Genomic DNA, 19,787 nt, shown 5'->3' with positions numbered 1-19,787 from the left:
AAGGCCAAAGAATCTATCGAGATTCTTGGCCTTTTTATCATCCTATCTCTTGACGCTCGCTCCATAACCGCGCTAGATTCGCAAGCCGCCCTTCCTCAAACTCGGCCCGGTAAATATCAGGCAATGTGGTTCCCAGCCAAAAATGATAATCGAAGCGCTCATCATAATGCTGGAGCATGAGTGTCATGATATCGCCGTGCGTGCCGATCGCTACCCGCTTGCCTCCATATGCATTCAAAATTCCCTCGAAGGCCCGAACCGCACGGCTTTGCGCGGCTTTACCGGATTCCCCTCCGGGGAAGGAGAAGGCCGGATCCTGGAACAATTTCTTTTTGGCATCAGGGAAGGAATGTCCCTGCAAATCGCCGGCCATCCGTTCTCTTAAGTCCTCCTGCTCCGCAATCGGTAATCCTAAAGCGTCCGCCAATGGTTGAACCGTGTCCTTGGCTCGCTGATAAGGGCTCGACAGGATTGCGTCAATCCCTTCACCCAGCAGTATCTCCTTCACTCGCTCCGCAGCAAGCGATCCCTGCGCCGATAATCCACGAGACCGTTCCTTCCCCTCGATAAATGGGGATTCCGCATGTCTCACAAAATATATCATCGTCATTCTTCGATCCCCGCTTCTGGATTCGTCTCGAATTCAGGCTCCATCATCATCTCGACAAAAGGCGTTAACGGTAGCGAGCCCAGTGTGTCAATCGGAATCCATTGGGCTCCCAAGGAGTCTTGACCGTCACCGTCCGTTTGGATCCTAGCTTGATCCTCCAGCAGCTCGACATCATAAATAATGCCGATATGATGCAGTTCTTCCATCTGATTCGCTTCATACTGATACACGATCGTGTAAGAGACGGCCGTCCGAATGCTTCCCTTAATTGAACCAAGTCCGGTTTCCTCCTTAAATTCGCGCTGAAGGGTATGCTCCGGCTCTTCGCCGAACTCGATCGAGCCGCCCGGTAAATCCCACTTCCCCTTATGCGGCCCTCTCGCTTTCTGGATCAACAGGATATGATCATGCTGAATCAGTATTCCATAAACGCCGAGATGCGTATGTTTCACCATGGTCAATCCCCTCCTTTTCTCGCAGTGAAGGTCATCCATTGACTTCGGAAAAGAACGTCTCTCCCCTCCTTCACTTCTTGAATATCCTGCTGCACCTGCCGCCTCGTTAAGATTTCCCATTCCGAATACAGCTCATCAAGGATGGAAAAGGCCCTTTCGGTCGACAGATTCAGCTCGATTAACCCCTCTTCCTCTAAACCAGTCTCCCGATCGATTTCCTTCACTTCCGTACTCATCATGATGCAGTGAATGCCTTGGTCCACGGTTCCAGCCTGCATTTGTTTGACCTTACTTACGAAGGCTTCTTCCGAGCTCAAATGCTCCAGGCATGAACAGGCAATGATGTAGTGATAAGACGCCTCGGCAATTTCGTAATGCTCTACGTCTGCTGCAAGTGCCTCGATGCTTGGACTTACGCCATACAACGCGGCATACTGAACCAGCTTGTCGATTGCCGATGGCAGCAAATCCACGCAGATGACCTTCCCTTTCGCGGATTGGATCCGTTGCGCAACCGGAATACTGTTGCGCCCGACGCCACATCCCAAATCCAGGACCCGCATATCCGGAAACGGCAATAAGTCCAAATGATCCAGGACCGTCTGAACGGGCTTGGCTAACCAGCTCCCAGGTTCAAACAATACGGCTTCTTCATACAATTTCTCGTGATACGACTTTTCCTTTTCCCGCGCACGGTCGTATATGTTCAATGTTATAACCCCTTGTTTTTGCCGTTATCAGCTGCTTTCTAACAAATTCCACATAAGAATGCCTAAATCCTTGCCGATCGTGTCTCTTACTCGGCGAACTCTTATCTAATCCTCGATGATCGCTAAACGCGGCCACTGATCCTTCCATTGTTTCTTGCGTACCCGTTCCAAATAATAGCCCCGCTTATCAAAGTTAGGACTTCTTCGAACCCGAAGCGCGAATAAATCATCCAATCCGTAAGGACAGCAAAGCTCAAGCTCCCCTTCGACGTTCAGTCTGGCCCCGACCGCGGTGGCCGTCTCCGGCCAATGGGTTAGCGCTGCATGGGTCGAATGATAGGGCTCGTCTCCGTTCTTGGCATGCATTCTGGCCTGGTTCTTGACCGACCACTTCGGGTTTGCCGTCGAGATTCTTAAGTGCTGTTCCAGGGCAGCATCCCGTTCTTCGGACACATCCTCCGGATCGAAGTAAACGACATCGATATCGGTATGCCGGTCCGTCCCGTCTAATCCATGCAGGATGTCCCATACATAATTTCGAATGTAACCTGCGGCAATATAACATTGCGGCAGGGCTAAATCCCGAACGATGCCCAAATCCGCCATCAATGGCTTGTGCTGCCTTATGTATTCCTTTAACCGTTCCTCTAACATGCCTTCACCGCCCATGAATGGTTGATATGAATCCCAGCTTGCTTGTAATCGTGTCTTCCCCAGGTCCCTCACGTTTACGAACCCCGCCGAATATGCGGGAGCATGCCCCAGAGAACCTTGATCCGTGTAAAAAAGCATAGACCGCTTCACGAGGAATACGGCCTATGCACTCTTGGATTACACTATTATATTCCAAATAATCCCTGACTTCTAGTCCTTCCTTGTATCGGGAAGCTGCTTACACAGCCGCATCCACCCGCTCCTGCGATGCCCCGTCGCAGCGCTTGCACACTTTCAGGGCAGTCCCGTCCGATTTGGTCCGAGGATACAACAGTTTGGTCCGGGTACTCTTGCACACCGGGCATGTGCCGCGTGCGCGAGTCGGTAAGTGCCATAAGGATTTGCCTCTTTTTTGTTTTGCCATTTGCCAGATCCCCCATTTCATAGATTCATTATCGTCACTCTTACATATATGAAAGGGTTCGGCATAACATGTCGGGCAGCTCCCATGGAATCTTGCATTATATAACAAAAAGAGAAGGCATCCGTAAACGCCCTCTCTTTAGCAGCTTCATGTATTCATAAACGCCACAATCTCTTCCTTAGCCGGTATGGAGGATTGAGCGCCTGGACGGGTCACCGTCAATGCAGCAGCTGCTGTCGCAAACCGCAGCGCTGCTTCCGTATCCAGCCCCTCCGTGCAAGCTGCCGCATAAGCACCGATGAAGGTATCCCCTGCCGCCGTGGTATCCACGGGTTTGACGCGGAAAGCCGGGACGTTAAAACGCTCGCCGCATGCATTCCCATAGAAGCACCCTAACTCGCCAAGGGTGATGATCACGTTGGAAGTGCCTCTTCCGATGATCGATGCTGCAGCATCCTCGGCCGAAGCCGCGTCCTCCACCCTCAGCCCGCTAACCACGCCTGCTTCCGTTTCGTTTACGATCAATGTATCCAGCAGCGGAAACACCTCGTGCGGAATCGTTCGCGCGGGGGCCGGATTCAGCCAGACGCGAACGCCTGCCTTGCTGGCCGATCGGATGACATGCTGTGTCGTCTGCCACGGAATTTCATTCTGCAGCAGCACCGCATATACCCCGTCCCAATTGACTTCGGCGGCAACATCCTCTTCGGTCAGCCGCCCATTGGCTCCTTCCGAAAGCACGATATAGTTCTCGCCTTCTTCGTTGACCGTGATGATCGCGATTCCGGATGTGCCTGCCTTAGCGAGAACGGACGAGACGCCAACGCCGCGCTCCTCCAAGGAAGCAACCAAGGTGCTTCCAAAAGGATCCAGGCCCACGGCGCCGACCATGCTGCAATCGGCACCTGCCAAGGCTGCGGCCACAGCCTGATTTGCCCCTTTGCCTCCGGGAAAAAACTGTGCGTCCCTGCTGTGAATCGTTTCCCCCGGCTGGGGGAACTGCGCTACATTACTTACAACGTCCATATTAATGCTGCCAATGACAACCAGCTTGCGCAAAGTTAACCCGCTCCCTTCTGTTAAACCGGCTTCGGCTCGAATGTACGGACGCGAACTTCCTTGATCTCGTTCTCGCCATCCTCCAGACAACCAAAACCGAACATGCCGTGAGCATAGGTGGTTTCCTTGCATTCCAGCACATTCTCTCCATTAATATACAAGATGAACCTGTCCCTCTCGGACACCAGCTTCAGGCGGTATTCGTTACCCAATGCCCAATCGTATTTTGCCGTGATCAAACGCTTGATTCCGAAATCCTGTTTGATAAACGATACGGCGTTCGGGCCGTCGAAGCCGGCCAGATAATGACGCATGACGCCTTGCGCCCTTGCAATAACACAATGGCTGGTGCCGGATATCGGTTTGATGGTCGCCTCAATCTCCATATCTCCGGCATAATAATTGCCGGAATAAGACGAGGTATCCCCTTCAGAGAAACAATGCAGGGCACCGTCACGCAGTTCCCATTTCCCGCGATGATGCGAGAATGGGGTGACGGAAGCGAACTCTTTGGCCTGCTTGGCAAAATCGATCGCATAGTTCGAAGCCCCCGTGATGCGGAATTGCCCGACGAACAAACTTCCGATAGCACGGTTTAAGAGCGGCGACGGGCTCTCCAAGATCCAGCCGATCTCATCGATCATGGCACCATCCGTATCCGGGATGACGAATTGCACCGCGTTCCACTCTCCGCACACGGGAGTAAACGCAGCCAATCGCACGTCCTCCTGCGTATAGGTATTGCGCACATACGGAGTCAAGGTAACCGGTGCGCCTTCCCACTGGTCCACATAAATGTGGGCGGATACGGTTTGTCCACTATAGGCCAGCGGCGCAAAGGTCGGCTTATACTTCTCATCGTTGAACTCGGCGCGCCGGTAGAACGGTTTGAAATAGATTTTGCTGCTGTCGCCTTCAACCAGTCTGTCAAAAACCACTTCCAGCGATCCTCTGCTGTCATAAACATGTTTCGTCGAATGGCGAACGACCGGCGTTTTGAAGGCATGGCTCGTCCGGAAGCCATGCGTAGATCCAGGCAGGTCGAAATCAAAGTACACCTCGCCCTGCTTCACCCGACGAACCAGCTCTTCAGGTGCTTTCACTCCGTTAAGACGATAGCCAAGCAGTGAAAGCTCTTTGGCGAATGTCGGAAAATCCACCAGATTCAAATAGCCGGACACGCTGGAAGCCACGATGAAGTCATTGATCGGCTTGCGGTAATGATCCGGGATCCCCGCCAGCCCCCCGTAAACGCCGAGGATCGTACCCACATTGCCTGCGTTGCAATCGGTGTCCCAGCCGCACATCGAGGCGATCTCGACCGTGCGCGCAAAATCTCCCTCGCCATACAGAAGGGCAAGCACGCACACCCCGGCATTCGGGATAATGTGGCATACGCCCGTATATTTATCGTATCCCCAGTGGTCCTCCAAATATTGGCGGCAAGCGCGGAAATCGGAAGGCTGCTCCCGGTGGAAGTCCATCACCGCATGGACCACGCGCGCATAGGTGGAGTCATCCGGAATCATGCGTAGGCCTTCCGCGATAATCTCATCCATGGATGAAGCATTAAAGGCTTTGGCTATGCAAGCGGCCATGAAGCGGGCACCATACAGCCCGTTGCCGTCGTGGGAGACGCTGGCCGCTTTTTCCGCGTAATCCGCCGCTTTCTCCGCTTGTCCCGGGAACAGCAAGCCCCAGGAATCGATGAAGATCTGGCCGCCGATCTGCTCCGCCATCTCCGTGCCGTTGACCTCGATCGAACCGGAACGAGGGGCCGAGATGCCTTTGCGCAGATTCACATAGGCGCGGTGCTCGGTACTGATATCCTCGCCGCCCCACCAGAACATGCCGATCCCTTCCCTTGCGTAATTGAGCCATGCCTTACCCACATCCTCAGGCGCAAGCTCACGGTCCGTCGCATCGTCATACAGCGCGCGAATAAAGAAAACCGGACCGTTTGCGTCATCGTCCGCGGCAAAGGTTTTGTACGGCTTCACGTAATCCCGGATATCGCCGTATACGTCCCGAATGCGTTCATACGTCCAAGCTACCGGTTCGATGGGAGCACCGAGCCTTATGCCAATGTTCATGCCGATGAATCCCGCATATACCGTCTCTACATAATGTTTAGGTATCATTTGCTCTCCCTCCTGTATCAACCATTCCTCTACTTCCGCTGAATTCCAATAGCTTGCAAAAAAACTATGGGCTCACAATATTCTTCCGAGATTCATTGATGCGAAGATCCTCCTCGATGATCTTCGCGGCAATGCCGCTGAACCGGTCGGCGATGGCACACAGGTCCAAACGATTCACCTTATTCAGTTGTTCGATATCTTCCTTGCGGATGACCTCGCTACCGTACATGGCGCCCAGGATCACCCCGGCCATGACGCCGATCGAGTCCGTATCGCGCCCGGAGTTAACCCCGTCCAGGATCGAACGGTAGTACTCTCCGTCATTGAGCACGATGAACGCCAGTGCCATCGGCAGCTCCTCAATCGACCATAAACGGCTTGGCGTATAATGGTTGCTCGGGATGCCGACCTTGTCGATATGGCGGCTCACGTCATCGCCCATCGGCGAATATTTAAGCATGATCGCTTGCAATACCTCGATCACTTTGTCCATGTCATCCCGCTCCTGCCGCAGATCGCGCGCGGCTTGCGTCATCTCCACAATGGCCGCTTTCGTGCCGTCTTTCGCCAGGCTGATGGCGGTGCGGACAATATCGTCCACACTCACCCCTGGCTCAAAGGCCTTCGCCACGCAAGCGGCCAGCACGCCCGCGGCTTCCAGGCCGTAGCTGCTCTGATGACCCATCGCAAACAGGATGGCTTCATCATAGGCCGCCTTGGGATTGCCCGCATTGACGATCCCGATCGGGGCGATGTACATCGCCGCCCCGCAGTTCACCATATTCCCGATGCCGCCTTCTCGCGGATCGCAATTGGCCAGCACATGACGCATGAAGATGTATTTTTCCGGATAGAACAATCGGTCAATAATCAACGTTTCCTCATTCAGCTCAGGGACAAACGTCTTGCGGAACGCAATCTCCTTCACGAACTCGTTGCCCATATCATAGGCATCCAGATGCCTGCCCTCGGTAAGATACACGTTCATGAGCGCAATGGTCATCAGCGTATCGTCCGTGACAATGCCATCGCCCCTTACCCGGCCAAGCCGGACGTCGGGGGGCAGGTCCATCTTATGCCATCTTGTCATAAGGGATTCCACGCGTCCGTACTTGGACTTGATCTCCCCGTACGTCAATTTCTCGATTGGAGCTCCCATTGCGTCTCCGAGCGCGGTGGATATCACCACGCCCCTCACCCGGTCACGAAACGAAGTCATAGTTATAGGCTCCTTACTTGATGTTTTCGTTGGCGTATTTCGTTATCTCTGCTCCGCCTGCAGCATTCCATGCTTCAACGAATTGGTCGAATTGGGACAAATCCTTCTTGCCTGTAATAAAGTCCGTCGAATATTCCTTGTACAGATTGTTCATCGCATCCCAGTTCGCAATGAATTGCTCAGGGATGATGAAATTATTGTCTTCCGTGTAGAAATCGCCAGCCATTTTCAACGATTCGGTTCCAGGCTCACCCAATAGCGGCGTTTTCAAAGGCGTTTCGGATTTGATCTCGGTCGGCTCCCAGAAACGCGCATACCATTCGCTGTAGTATTTCTCGTTCAGCTCGATCTCGCCGTCAACGACCTTATAATGCTCGTCTTCGAAACCGAGACGGTCCAGCATTTGTCCCTTCGGACTTGCAAGGTAATCAAAGACCTTGAACGCCACGTCTTTATGCGGAGACTGGGAAGAGATCGCAATTCCTCTGGATTCCTTCGTCACGTCGGTTGCCCCGAAGCCTTGAGCTTCACCCTTGGCAGGCGGCAGCACGATCAGGTTAGCGTCTTCTCCGCCGAGCTCCTGCATTCTTCCGTCATACAAATCGATGATTTTGCCGGCTGTGCCCGTAATAACGGCAGCTTCCCCTTTATAGAAGGCATCCTCCTTGGTATCCCACTGCTTCGTAATGAATTGCGGGTCCAGCAATCCTTCCTTGTAGAGCTTGTTGTAGAACGTCAGCTTTTCTTTTTCATTCTGGGAAACCTTGGAGTACTCATAAGTGCCGTCTTCCTTCTTAAGCCAAGTCGTATCCAAACCGAAAGCCGTATTGAAAATGAAATTGATCTCGGCAATATCGCCTGCTGCCGTCAGCGCGTAACTCGGCTTGCCTTCACCCGGCTTCTTCTCCACCAATTCCTTGAAGAAAGCATAATAATTGTCGACGGTCGGATTCTCCATCAGGGCCTTGGAGCTATCCATGGCATTAAACCAGTCGGCCCGGATGACCGGGGTCTTCGGTGCGAGCGGTTTGATCCACAGCAGATACGGATAGCTTGCCATCCGCGTTTGGTTATGCGGCTCGATGATATCTTTAATGTAAGTGGATTTTTCAATGTAAGGCGTCAGATCTTCCAGCAGGCCTTGTTCGGCAATTTGCTGGTCGCCGCCTTGGAAGTAGATAATATCCGGAATGGTTCCGCCCAACAGCAGCAGATTCAGGTTCTCGGCATAACTGCCCTGTGCCAGATCCACAAGCTCGAACTTCACGTTCAAGCCTTCGTCTTCGGCCAGGGATTTCTCCAAAGTCTCGAAGAATTTAACGGAAACGGGATTCGCCGTTCCTTCATCCTTGTACACGATCTTCAGCGTAACCGGATCACCGCTTCCTTCAGGCTGCGCGGTCCCGGGCTCGGTCTGGCCCGCTCCCGGCGTCTTCGAATTCGATGTACATGCCGACATGACCATAACCAGCATGGCAACGATTAATAATAGGCTTAATTTTTTCATGTTCATCTTTCTCCCCTTTTTTGAATTTGAACATTCATGCCTTAAGTATGCTGCCTTCCTTAGCTTAATCCTTGACTCCGCCCTCCAGTTCGCCTTTGGCGTAATATTTCAAAATGAACGGGTATAGGAATAACAGCGGCACAATCGCAATCATGATCGTACCTGCCTGCAGGGAAGCGAAATCAAAATTGATCGAGCTGTCGAACATGTTCTGGTTCCCGATCAGGGACGTATTGTCCTTACGGACAACAAACTGCCTGAGCACGACCTGCAGCGGCCATTTGGTCGGGTCCGAAATATAGAGCGTCGCCCGGAAATATTCATTCCAGTGATATACTCCGTAGAACAAGCCCAAGGTCGCCAGACCCGGTTTGGAGAGCGGCAGGATGATGCGGCTATACAAACGGAAATGGCCTGCCCCGTCGATTCGGGATGCCTCCAGAATCTCCTCCGGGATGTCCTGAATGAACCGCATGAGAATAAAGAGATAGTATACGTTGATCGCTTTATACAGGATCAGTGAAGTTAACGTATTCATCAGTCCGAGGTCCTTCACGAGCAGGTATTCGGGAATCATGCCCGGCTCGAATACCATAATGACGATCAGGAAAAACAACACGACCTTTTTCCCGATAAACTCGGTTCTGGCCAGCACGTACGCTGCCATGGAGGTCAGCAGCAGATTCAGGAATGTGCCTGCCACGGTAATCCATACCGAATTCAGAATACTGCCCGTGATCAAGGGATTGGACAACAACAGCTGGTAGTTGATCGTTGAGAATCCCTTCGGTATGATGTCCAGACCGCCCATCAGATGGGCTTTGCCGGGGTCGGTCAGAGACAGCGCCAGCAGATTCAGGAGAGGAACCAAGACCATGAGCGTAAATACAAACAACATCAGATAAATGACGATTTTGGAAATTTCAAGCCGTCTCATCGTAAATCCCTCCTTTACCAGACGCCCTTGCCCGAGAAGCGCTTCGAGATGAAATGCGTGCCCAGGATGAGAATGATGCCGATCACGCCCTTGAACAGGCTCGCTGCGGTTGCATAAGCAAACTGCCCGTTTCCGATACCGATCCGGTACACATACGTGTCCAGAATATCGACCACGCTGATGATGGAATCGTTCATAAAGTTAAACACCTGATCAAAACCAGCATTCATGAAGAAACCCAGATTCAGAATGAAGACGGTTACAACTGTGCTGTATAAATGAGGAAGCGTGATGTACCTCATCTGCTGCAGCCGGGTCGCCCCGTCGATCTTGGCTGCTTCATACAATCCTGGGCTGATCTTCATGATGGCTGCCAGATAAATGATGGAATCCCAACCCGCGCTTCGCCAGATTTCGGAGAATACGAGCACCCAACGGATATGCTCCTTGCTGGTCATGTAATCCACGGATGGCAGTTGAAAGAAATTCGCAATCAGATTGACTCCGCCTTCGGCAGGATTCAATAGACTGATCCAGATCCCGGCAATCACGACCCAGGACAGGAAATGCGGCAGATAAACCACGGATTGCACATATTTGCGGTATTTCGAGCTCCGAACTTCATTAATCAGAAGCGACAGCATGATCGGAATCGGGAACACGAATACGATTTTCATCAAACTGATGATGATGGTATTCTGCAGCACGCTCGCGAAGGCGGGGGAGCTGAACAACGTCTTGAAGTGCTTCCACCCGACCCACACATGATCCCCGAGAATCCGGTAATCCTGGAAGGCGAGTTTCATGCCGTACAGCGGAATGATGTGAAAAACAAAAAAGTAGAGCAGAGGCAGCGACAGCATCGCGTATAATACCCAATCCTGCCGTATGCGTCTTAACACCTTCATGGCTTTACCCCTCCTCCCCATGTTCGATGGATAACTTCATGAGGGGAGCATGCTGCTGGGCACCGTACACGTCGCGGTCGCCGACGCTGCCCGACGATATGTCCCGCGACATCGTGATCTTGAAACCCAGCGCCTGGTCGAAAAACACCAGATGATGAATCTGCTCCTCCCGTATCTGATACAGCTCGCATATGGTCCGTTTGGATATGATGCCGGACTGTTTCACTCTGTCATATTGCTCTTTGGAATCAAACAACACGTCTAATGTAATTTCGAAGGGGCCCGAGTTTTTGCTTCGCAGCACCTTCGCCAAATCGCCGAGTTGAGTCATGGTTTGATCCTCCTTATCGATGCTCTATACGAAAAGCATTATTTTTCATTTCCATCAGGTGGTAGACGGAGAATTCATACACAGGACCGAACTCGATGTCGCTTGGCGCGAATGGAAATGCGAGATTGCCTGCCGTTGATTTCCGGCCTTCGTAGCCGTAGTGCAGGAAGGTGGAACGCACCGTCGCGCATATGCTGTTTGCCAACTCCTGCGTCTTGGCCACCACTTCGAACATGACGCCGATCTCATGCCCGTCGAACGACTCGGGCTCCTTGCTTCCGAGAACGCCGTTCTTGCCGTAGTTGTAGAATTGAATCCGATAATCCGATTCCGGAATTTCCCGATAATATTCCCGCGCCTGGTTGCGCACATATTCTTCAACCTCTTCCAGCTTCCCGATCAGGATCGGGTCCCGGATCCCTGCAACCACAAAGGTCCGATACGCGACGCGTCTTGCGCCTTCCAGCTTGATGAAATATTTCTCGGCTGGAAGGTACCTGCTGCCCGTCACGCGAACGACGCCTTTCTCCACTTCCTCGAATCGGCAGTTCTCCAAATCAAGCGTGAATCCGGGACCATGCAGGATATACGGATGTTCCTTCTCATAGAAGGTATGGGCGGCAACGCTGGTCGGGCTGCACGTCCGGTTCGGGTTAAGCGATTGAACGGTAAACGAGTCATCGCTTATCGTGCCAAGAATGCTGTCCTTGGTTGTGCCAGGTTCGGCGCACAGTGCGCCGCATTCCAATATTTTTCCCAGATGATAGGATAGCCCCGGGTCCTTGCCATGATAGATCCCGATCGCCGCAAATGGGGACGGATCATAAGCCCGGCCGCATACGATGATGTCCCCGCCTTGTTTAAGCGCTTCCACAATAGGCTCGTGTCCCATCTGAGCAACGATGCTGTTCGTGGAATCAATCCGCTCCCGGGTCAGTGGCGGAATGTTCGGGCTCAGTCCCTTGATTCTCCCTTCTTCGCTTGCCAGATGGATTTCCTCCTGCGTAAAATCCGCCCAGATAACGGACACCTTGGCCTGAAGACCCCGCTCATCCAAAATCTCATCAATGATATCCAGCGTCCAGTTCACATGGGTCCTTGCTCCCGAGCCGCCGGCCGATCCGATGATAATCGGAATTTTCCGAGGCAAACCCTGGGTGATCATGATGTCCAGGTCTTTCTTAACCGCGCGCTTGCTGACGATCGATACGCCGGCGCCCAGCTTATGCGGTCCGCCATCCGTAGATCCTGCATCCACGACGATGCCGTGCAGTTCAAACGCCAGTCCGTTCATAAAGGATTGTTCAGGAAAGCCATATCCCAGCATGCCGCAGGGTGATAGAATTCGAATGTCTGTATTCATCTGCAGTCCCTCTCTACCCACATATTCACCCATGACCATTGGATAATTGGATTATCCAATTTGTGCTAAAAGGGGGTGCATTTTCCCCCTCTTAAACATGAATGTGGTTTTTCTGTATGTTTTCTTTAACCCGGCTAAGATGGTTCAGCAAAGCCAGCTTCGCTTTTACCGGATCCCGTTCCTTAATGGCTTGCATAATAAGTAAATGTTCTTCGTAGACCTCGCTCTTTCGCCCCGGAATCTGCGCTGTTTTGCTCAGCGTCCGCTGAAGCAAATCCATATGCAGTTCAATCATATTGACAAGAACCACGTTATGCGTGGCTTTGGCGATCGACAGGTGAAATGCCTGATCCGGCTTCGAGCGATCCTCCGCGTTCTGATCGATCTGTCCCCATGTCGCGAAGGCAGCCTCAATCTCGGCAATATCCTCATCGGTTGCCCGCTTCGCCGCCAGCTCCACGATTCCCGTCTCGAACAATTCCCTCGCCTCTAACAACTCGATGATGGTAGCGCGTTCAATGTTGTCCAGAATACGGCTGCGATCCTCGGCAACGTCCAGGGCCTTGCTCAGGAAACGTCCGCCGCCCGGCCTGGCTTCAATCAATCCTTCGCGCTCCAGAATACGAAAAGCTTCCCGCAATGTTCCGCGGCTAATGCCGAAGGACTGGGCCAACTCCCGTTCTGTCGGCAGGACATCTCCCGGAGCCAGATTCCCTTCCAGAATCAGATTCTTGATCTGTTCAATAACATCCTCGTACACCCGATGATATTTAATCTTCTTAATGGTCATATGACTACCCTCTCTATCCCTACTTGCGCAAACGATAATTGGGTGATCCAATTAACCGCACGTTTAGCATAAACGCATCTGAATAGGCTGTCAAGTTTAAAAATAGCGCTTTCATCGATAAAATTACGGTAGTTTTGACCTATAAGGCAGTGAATACCGGATAATTGGGTCACCCAATTATCCGGTATATCCGGCGATTAAGCGCCTCGAGACGGCGATCCGTGGAACGAAATAAATAACCCCGCCGTGGACGAAAATCCATGACAGGGTTTGTGCTTTAAGACCTCAAATTTATGACTGCGATCTCCGTTTGGTCCATTGCCATCTTATGTAACCATATAAGCCGCCCAATAGAACGAAGCCTCCGATCGCTGCTGCTGTTTGCCACCCGCTGCTCAACTCCATCACTCCAAACGTTACCTGGGTCTGCAGGGTTTCCATCCGTACATATTGCTGGGTTAGATCCAAATCCTGCGCATGTCTCTGTGTTAGCACCATCCCTTGCAGCATCATTAACGCAAATTAGCCTATATATCGCTGCGGCAAACAGCACGGATTCCATCGCCAGACGTTTACGCGTCATCATGATCCCCTCCCCTCTCATTCTTGTTTTCTAATACCACCGTCTTTATATCCATTTCACAATCTCACTGATGACGTAAGCCGCCGGAATGATCACGAGCTGGGCCAGCATCGTTCCGAAAAACCGCGAAACCATCAGCATCGTATACACCTTGCCCAGCTGTTCTCTTGCTTCTTCATTACGGGTGGCTTTGTCCGTAATCAAACCAAGCTGGGGATCGATAAATATCGTTAAGATAATCGTTGCAATCCCGTTGATCAGTCCGGATGCTTGGGAGGCCATGGTGCTGTACTGGGGAACGAGATGTGCGGCATACAGGGATGCCAGGACACCCACCGTGTAAAAAGCCGTAACCACGATATTCAGCAAAATGAACCGTTTAGGTACGCCTAAATAGCGAAACTGGCTCCACTTCAAATTCGGTTTCCTGATGTAATGCCGCGTATTCTTGAGCTGCCCGATGGTCACGCTTGATACAAGCTTCGGAATGGAACCGGCGACCTCCAGTTTACTGATAATGCGGCTGAACAGATTGACGAAGGTAGGAAACCATGCGATCGCAACAATCGTTCCGATGGATGCGGCCAGCAATATCGCCCTGAAATAGGTGAGCACGTCAAACGAAGGATCCACTTTTGCATAATCCACGAATTTGCCCGTCAGCGGAGCTTGAACCAGGTTGGACGTTCGGGAAACCAGCACAATGATTCCGGTTAAGGATAACGCCACCGCAATTTTGTTCAATTTCACTCCGGCATATCTCGCAGAGTACGACAACGTCTCCGCCGTATGAATAATCATCGTCAGGACAAACACAACGATCAAGCTCTGTATCATAGAGGGTTCCTCCCCACCTGAGTTGCAGGCTAAGTCGTACCATATCGTGTCACCGATTGAATCTGCAGTCTGTTTCTCCCTATATGTCTATCGCGTTTACGGCCGAATTAGTACGTGCCCTCCCTGCTCTTTAAGCATGAATGCCGTCCGGACATAGATCTGCTGCAATTGCTGCCGAGTGATCAGGCTCTCGTTATGTTCAAACGTCACATGGAACCGTGAATTACGAGCGGCAACGTATTGCAAATAGGCGCAGGCTTCTCCATAGTTCCCATCATGATCATGCTCCGGCAGCACCGGCAGATGATGCGTGAACTTGTCCTTCTCGTACCATACGTTACTGTAATGGACCAAATAAATCCGGGACGCCATCCGATCGAGAAATGGGTATGGGTCAAAACCTTGAAAGGCCCTGTGAGCAATATCAAGCCTGGCCGTATCCAGCACAAACCCGATGTCGGGATAAGCGTGAAAGCTATCGATCAGCACATCCCCGTAATCTCCAAAGAAATCATGCTCTAGCACAATGCGCTGCCCATAGCGAAGCTGGAGTTCACAGAGAAACTCAAATAACCGCTTCGACATTTCCCTGAATCTTTCTTTGCCCAATTGGCTGTAACTGTAACGCTCCTCGGGGCTAGGAAGTCTCGGGTATGGCGTGTATGGCTCCTGAAAGACCGGATAAAACGGATAATGAAACAGTATATAATCTGCCCCCATGCCGGAGGCTAACCGAACCTCGGCCGAGATTTGTTCAAGCGCTTCCCGAAAGATTTCGGGTTCGGGTGCACTGACTTGTGGCAACCGGTAACCCGCTTCACGAAGAATCGGGGCATGAACACCGAACGCGATCCGCCGGTTACGGCAAAAATCGCTGACCTCAACCAACGCCTCCCGATTCGGAAAGCTGCATATTTCCATCCCGCTGATATGCTTGTCGGCAAGCCGTTCCCATCGATCTTCCGTAAACTGATCCCACATGCCTATCTGTAAACGGCGCTGAGTCATGAGGTACCACCTCCTTCGAGTTTTACTATACACCATACCGAATTCATGGCATTGATCCATAGTCAATGTTGATTCGACTGCGCGTCTCGGACGAAAGCCGCACCGCGTCAAGAACGGCCTGGGTCTTATGCCCATCTGCAAAAGTCGGTAAATCTATTCTCGTCGTGTTTCCAGTTAAACTATGGTATATGCCATCTATCATCTGATAGAAGCCGTTATAATAGTGCACTGCCGGAGCTTCCAGATTTGCCGGGGGTTGAAACGGTTCGATATCGATCGATTCAAATGCGCCGCCAAAGCTGCATTCGAGGTTTTGGTCATTTCGCATAATCAGCGTTCCCTTGGTCCCGTAAATCTCCAACGTCCAACCCCTGCCGTGAATTCCCGGAAAAAACACATCCACAACAAGCGAAGTTCCTCCGTTTAATCGTCCCGTGAAGGTAAACGCATCATCGGCATCCCTAATCTCAATACCAGCATCCCCATGATATGAGGGTATCTGAGTTCTCATATCGCCGTACACTTCCGTTATCTCTTCGCCCATCCACCACATCAGTGAATCAACCATATGGGAACCCACCGCGAACAGGAATCCTCCGCCATTCTCACTTCGGGCTTCCCACCCCCTATATGACTCCGTCAGAACGGAGTATCCAGAGAAACTCCCGTTATATTTGATATGCTGAATGTCTCCCAACTCTTTGCCCTTCAATATATGTTTGATTCGTTGCCTAATCGGAGCCCCTCTCCATTGAAAATTAACGAAAGCTTGTCGATCCAGCCGTTCTGACTCTCTCAGCATTTGCAATGTTTGCTCCGTATTCATGCCCAGAGGTTTCTCCGTCAGGACGTGGTAGCCGGACTGCAGGGCGAGCATCGCCATTTCATAATGGTGGCCTGGTGCAGATACGATCGATACCAGATCCAACTGCTCTCGATCCAGCATGTCACGCCAATTTCTGTAATACGGAATTCCATTCCACGTGCGGTCCTCCGTGCGTTGTCGATGAACGCTGGCAATGGATTTCACATGAAACCCGGGGTGCATCTGAAAAATAGGAGCATGAACCGTTCTGCCAAATCCCGTCCCGATGATTCCTACGGACAGTGGCTTCATCATCCAATCACCTCATATAAAAAAATCATGGTATCCCTGACTACTCTATCATCCAAGAGAATCGCCAGTTTTGATCAGATTATCATCGAATAGGAGCCGTTTCACCCAAAACTGGCACCTAACATCCTCCTCCAAGTATCGGCGAGATGCCGCTATCGTGCCGCCGTGTGATTGCGCATGACGTACAAATAGCAGCTGTTTGGAGAACTCCTAACTCAAAACATGAGGCATCTTCTTTCGAATAAGACGAATTTGCCCGCGATGGCTGATCTCGTCCTCAAAGACGTGGAACCACATAAAATAGTGATTTGCGTGCTGGTTATACCAGAATGGCAGCTCGATATAAAGCCATTCATCCGTAACCGACCGGAACAAGTCGAAGGTCCGGTTTCGGATTTCGTTTAACCGCTCGATATAATAGTCGAGGTCATGGCCTCGTATCGCGGCTCTGCCTTCATCGCCCAGATTGAGGGCGGGCCCCCATATCCGCAGCTCATCCTGGCTTAATTCGCGCTCTTCGAACGTGCTGACCTGGTACGCATACTCTACGGCCGCAACATGCAGCAGCAATGCGCCGATCGAATTCCCCCCTTCTTCTGCGACGAAATCGAGCTGCTCCATGGTTAAATCCTTGACCTCTTGCAGCGTCGTGAACCTGGCATAATTCATCATCGACAGCAAGCGGCTAATATCCGGTGAATAACCGGGAAGGTCCGTGATAAGCAAATGCGGGTCATTCTGAAACATATCCATCAGCCTCGTTTCTTGGTTCTATGTACTTTCTTTACCGGGGCCGGCACGGAAATCACAACGCAGCCTATATTCGCCTAACCTATTTTAACATTATTTCCCTCCCGCGTATCCAGCAGCAACGGGCCTAGTAAGATTTATTCGATGATCCGCGCACTTGGCATAGTGATTCGAAGAATCATTCGTCAGTTTTGTAAAAAGATATGCAACCTTTTCCAGCTTTGCGGCGTTCCTTACATATAAGGAGCGATGCATATGAAAAAATACTTAACCGCCATTATTGTGCTGCCTCTGTTCCTGCTTGCGCTCGGATGCACGCCAAGATACGAGGAGCCCGTCGACGGATACAAGCCTTCGTCCGTGGATGACGACTTTCCAATCCCGGAAAGTGCAGCGCTAATGCAGACCATTCCGGAACCTGAGAACCCTAATATTGATAACGGCGCTAAATACGAGGTGAAGGGCATCGGCGGCGAACAGGGCTTGGCCACGCCTAAGCGCTACTTCCAAGAGATACAAGCCGAAGGTTGGACCCAATTGGAAGAAAAACAAATGGGCCATGTTCACTTTTTCCAAAAGGACGATACCGTGATCGCACTGGAAGTTCGTGAGGATTCCCTGACTGTCTACGAAATGATCAAAGATGCCAAATTTTAAATCCCGTATAACCAACATGCAAAAAAGGACCGCCCCGCGGTCCCTTTTTCGTCTATCGCCCTATATTCTTCTTCATCCCGATGGTGAATCGATGAAAGCCCAGTTTCTCGTAATACGGTTCCAGTCCTTCCTCACACATCAGTTGCGGGAACACCCGGGATTTCTCGCAATGTTCAACCAATCGATGGAGGATCTGTCGGCCTATCCCTCTGGACTGATAATCCGGATGTACGCCTAATCCGCATATAACGCCGGTGATCACCCCGTCGGAAATCACGCGTCCCATGCCCACTAATTTCTGTCCTTCAAACGCATACACGGCATACCAGCTATTCAAGCACATCATGTTCAATTCGGTAACGGATAGATGAATAGAGTTCCAACCAAGCGAAGCGTACAAAGCCTCCAGTTGCTGAAAATCCTCTGGGGGCTCTGAGGTATAGATCACAGTTTGTGTCATACAATCACCATCCTTTAGGATCCGGTTACCGGGTACGCCATCACGCTCATCAAAGCGTTCTCGGCCTGAGTGGAATCAAGCCGGCTGTATTGAACAAACACAGGTGCGCTGCTTGTAACTTCCATGGCATAGGGAATACCCGAAGGAATGACGTTCCCTTCGTCCGTTTGAAGCGAGCTGGTCTGTATGTGCTTGGTTCTTCTTGCCGGCACGATGGTTTCCATTCCTAGCAATGGGTCACGATCCTCGAAGTAAGCATGAATCGTAACCACTACGTCCTGCTCAGATAAGTTCAAAACACAGACGGATTCATGACTGGTTAGTTCTCCGCTGCTTTCGGGAGGGATATACCCGTCGGGAATAATCCATAGTTTTTCACCTTTTGACATGCGTTTCGCTCCTCGCCCGTATGATTTAGGGTAATGTAGAATACATTCGCTATTGGCGTCAAAGTTCCTTTTTCAGGTTCGGACCCGGCATGTTACCGCAGAAACAGGGACAACGGCTGGAGTCCAAGACTCTTCAAAGCCCCAACCACCATATCGGCCAATTGGGCCGCTCCGCGCTGTTGAAAATGGGTATTGTCCATAACCCCCTGCGGGAACCGAATAAATTCTCCCGGCCTTCCCCACATAAACACGGATTTGGTCCCTTCCGGACCCAGCCGGTTAAAATACTCCAGACTCAGCGCCGCCATATCGACCAAGGGCACCTGATCCTCCGCGGCCAGCTCCCGAACGGCCGTAATATAATCGCCATGCGTGTCCTTCAGCCTTCCCTTACTATCAAAGGAACGGCGGTGAACAGGGGTAACCAGAATCGGGGTTGCCTGTTTCTCCCGGCACATGTCCACGCACTGTCTTAAAAACTCCCTGTATGTCGAGTTAGGTTCCGTACACCTCCCCTCGTCGCGCTTCTGATCGTTATGGCCAAACTGAATCAGCATATAATCATGGGGTTTCATCTTCTCTCGGATTTGCTCCAGGATTCCCTCTGCAATAAAGCTCTTGGAGCTTCGGCCGGAGCGTGCATAATTGCTCACGGCCGCATCCGCTTTTATGAATGCGGGCAGCATTTGCCCCCACCCGGCATAGGGATAGCCGTCCGCAGGCTGGTTTGTTACCGTCGAATCCCCAGCCAGAAACACCTGGCACGCATGCGGTGCAGGCAGCACTTCCAATGCGTTAATTCGGGGAGCCCAGATGCTGCTGGATGGGAAACTCATCCCGGCAGGCCACTTTGAACGTTACAGTATGACGGTGCCAGC

Annotated in this window: 22 protein-coding genes; 1 reads left to right on the top strand and 21 read right to left on the bottom strand. The window is 51.6% G+C overall.

All coding sequences use genetic code 11. From position 1 onward, the window contains the following. Positions 1-37: 37 nt before the first annotated feature. From BMX45_RS00880 to BMX45_RS00790, 18 genes are all read right to left on the bottom strand, one after another. Positions 38-610, bottom strand: a complete 573-nt coding sequence (locus tag BMX45_RS00880) for a histidine phosphatase family protein (RefSeq protein WP_090908102.1) — start codon at positions 608-610, stop codon at positions 38-40. After that, positions 607-1,065, bottom strand: coding sequence for an NUDIX hydrolase (locus BMX45_RS00875; protein ID WP_090908101.1), 459 nt, complete (start codon positions 1,063-1,065; stop codon positions 607-609). The genes BMX45_RS00880 and BMX45_RS00875 overlap by 4 nt, the downstream gene beginning before the upstream one ends. 2 nt (positions 1,066-1,067) lie before the next feature. Beyond that, complete coding sequence (locus tag BMX45_RS00870) at positions 1,068-1,775, bottom strand: class I SAM-dependent methyltransferase (protein WP_090908100.1); 708 nt, start codon at positions 1,773-1,775, stop codon at positions 1,068-1,070. A 105-nt stretch (positions 1,776-1,880) separates the two neighbouring features. Further along, positions 1,881-2,429, bottom strand: a complete 549-nt coding sequence (locus tag BMX45_RS00865) for a nucleotidyltransferase family protein (protein WP_090908772.1) — start codon at positions 2,427-2,429, stop codon at positions 1,881-1,883. A 238-nt stretch (positions 2,430-2,667) separates the two neighbouring features. Then, complete coding sequence (locus tag BMX45_RS00860; protein ID WP_081746334.1) at positions 2,668-2,853, bottom strand: hypothetical protein; 186 nt, start codon at positions 2,851-2,853, stop codon at positions 2,668-2,670. Between the two features lie 147 nt (positions 2,854-3,000). Next, positions 3,001-3,912 carry a ribokinase gene (gene rbsK, locus BMX45_RS00855; protein WP_090908099.1) on the bottom strand — a complete coding sequence of 304 codons (912 nt, stop codon included), beginning with the start codon at positions 3,910-3,912 and terminating at the stop codon, positions 3,001-3,003. 20 nt (positions 3,913-3,932) lie between these two features. Next, a complete protein-coding gene (locus BMX45_RS00850) occupies positions 3,933-6,053 on the bottom strand; it encodes an ADP-ribosylglycohydrolase family protein (protein ID WP_090908098.1) in 2,121 nt (706 codons plus the stop codon). A gap of 64 nt (positions 6,054-6,117) precedes the next feature. Further along, on the bottom strand, positions 6,118-7,272 hold the full coding sequence (locus BMX45_RS00845) for an ADP-ribosylglycohydrolase family protein (RefSeq protein ID WP_090908097.1): 1,155 nt from the start codon (positions 7,270-7,272) through the stop codon (positions 6,118-6,120). Positions 7,273-7,285: 13 nt separating this feature from the next. Next, the gene (locus BMX45_RS00840) at positions 7,286-8,779 is read right to left on the bottom strand and encodes an extracellular solute-binding protein (RefSeq protein ID WP_090908096.1); all 1,494 of its coding nucleotides are present in this window, start codon (positions 8,777-8,779) and stop codon (positions 7,286-7,288) included. Positions 8,780-8,843: 64 nt separating this feature from the next. Beyond that, complete coding sequence (locus BMX45_RS00835) at positions 8,844-9,716, bottom strand: carbohydrate ABC transporter permease (protein ID WP_009589953.1); 873 nt, start codon at positions 9,714-9,716, stop codon at positions 8,844-8,846. 14 nt (positions 9,717-9,730) lie between these two features. Then, a complete protein-coding gene (locus BMX45_RS00830) occupies positions 9,731-10,624 on the bottom strand; it encodes an ABC transporter permease (RefSeq protein WP_090908095.1) in 894 nt (297 codons plus the stop codon). A 4-nt stretch (positions 10,625-10,628) separates the two neighbouring features. Then, positions 10,629-10,955 (bottom strand): DUF4387 domain-containing protein, encoded by a 327-nt coding sequence (locus tag BMX45_RS00825; RefSeq protein ID WP_009589826.1) that lies wholly within the window; start codon positions 10,953-10,955, stop codon positions 10,629-10,631. Between the two features lie 13 nt (positions 10,956-10,968). Further along, a complete protein-coding gene (locus BMX45_RS00820) occupies positions 10,969-12,318 on the bottom strand; it encodes an acyclic terpene utilization AtuA family protein (RefSeq protein WP_254777912.1) in 1,350 nt (449 codons plus the stop codon). A 91-nt stretch (positions 12,319-12,409) separates the two neighbouring features. Beyond that, entirely contained in the window at positions 12,410-13,108 is a 699-nt protein-coding gene (locus BMX45_RS00815) for a FadR/GntR family transcriptional regulator (protein ID WP_009589963.1), read from the bottom strand. Between the two features lie 628 nt (positions 13,109-13,736). Further along, positions 13,737-14,528: a lipid II flippase Amj family protein gene (locus BMX45_RS00805; RefSeq protein WP_090908093.1), complete on the bottom strand. Its 792-nt coding sequence runs from the start codon at positions 14,526-14,528 to the stop codon at positions 13,737-13,739. A gap of 96 nt (positions 14,529-14,624) precedes the next feature. Further along, positions 14,625-15,536 (bottom strand): sugar phosphate isomerase/epimerase family protein, encoded by a 912-nt coding sequence (locus BMX45_RS00800; protein ID WP_090908092.1) that lies wholly within the window; start codon positions 15,534-15,536, stop codon positions 14,625-14,627. Positions 15,537-15,579: 43 nt separating this feature from the next. After that, the gene (locus BMX45_RS00795; RefSeq protein WP_090908091.1) at positions 15,580-16,656 is read right to left on the bottom strand and encodes a Gfo/Idh/MocA family protein; all 1,077 of its coding nucleotides are present in this window, start codon (positions 16,654-16,656) and stop codon (positions 15,580-15,582) included. 207 nt (positions 16,657-16,863) lie between these two features. After that, on the bottom strand, positions 16,864-17,400 hold the full coding sequence (locus tag BMX45_RS00790; protein WP_090908090.1) for a DinB family protein: 537 nt from the start codon (positions 17,398-17,400) through the stop codon (positions 16,864-16,866). A 258-nt stretch (positions 17,401-17,658) separates the two neighbouring features. Between BMX45_RS00790 and BMX45_RS00785 the strand changes: the two genes are divergently transcribed. Further along, the gene (locus tag BMX45_RS00785; RefSeq protein ID WP_090908089.1) at positions 17,659-18,060 is read left to right on the top strand and encodes a hypothetical protein; all 402 of its coding nucleotides are present in this window, start codon (positions 17,659-17,661) and stop codon (positions 18,058-18,060) included. A gap of 52 nt (positions 18,061-18,112) precedes the next feature. Here the strand turns inward: BMX45_RS00785 and BMX45_RS00780 are convergent, their stop codons facing one another. From BMX45_RS00780 to BMX45_RS00770, 3 genes are all read right to left on the bottom strand, one after another. Further along, the gene (locus BMX45_RS00780) at positions 18,113-18,520 is read right to left on the bottom strand and encodes a GNAT family N-acetyltransferase (RefSeq protein WP_090908088.1); all 408 of its coding nucleotides are present in this window, start codon (positions 18,518-18,520) and stop codon (positions 18,113-18,115) included. 14 nt (positions 18,521-18,534) lie between these two features. Continuing rightward, positions 18,535-18,909, bottom strand: coding sequence for a sensory rhodopsin transducer (locus BMX45_RS00775; protein WP_090908087.1), 375 nt, complete (start codon positions 18,907-18,909; stop codon positions 18,535-18,537). Positions 18,910-19,001: 92 nt separating this feature from the next. After that, on the bottom strand, positions 19,002-19,745 hold the full coding sequence (locus BMX45_RS00770; RefSeq protein WP_368087155.1) for a rhamnogalacturonan acetylesterase: 744 nt from the start codon (positions 19,743-19,745) through the stop codon (positions 19,002-19,004). Between the last annotated feature and the right edge of the window lie 42 nt (positions 19,746-19,787).

Origin of the sequence: Paenibacillus sp. cl141a, assembly GCF_900109305.1 — a bacterium.
Taxonomy (GTDB): Bacteria; Bacillota; Bacilli; order Paenibacillales; family Paenibacillaceae; genus Paenibacillus_AQ; species Paenibacillus_AQ lautus_A.
The sequence above is the reverse complement of the archived record's forward strand: the minus strand, read 5'-3'. Positions and strand labels throughout refer to the sequence as shown.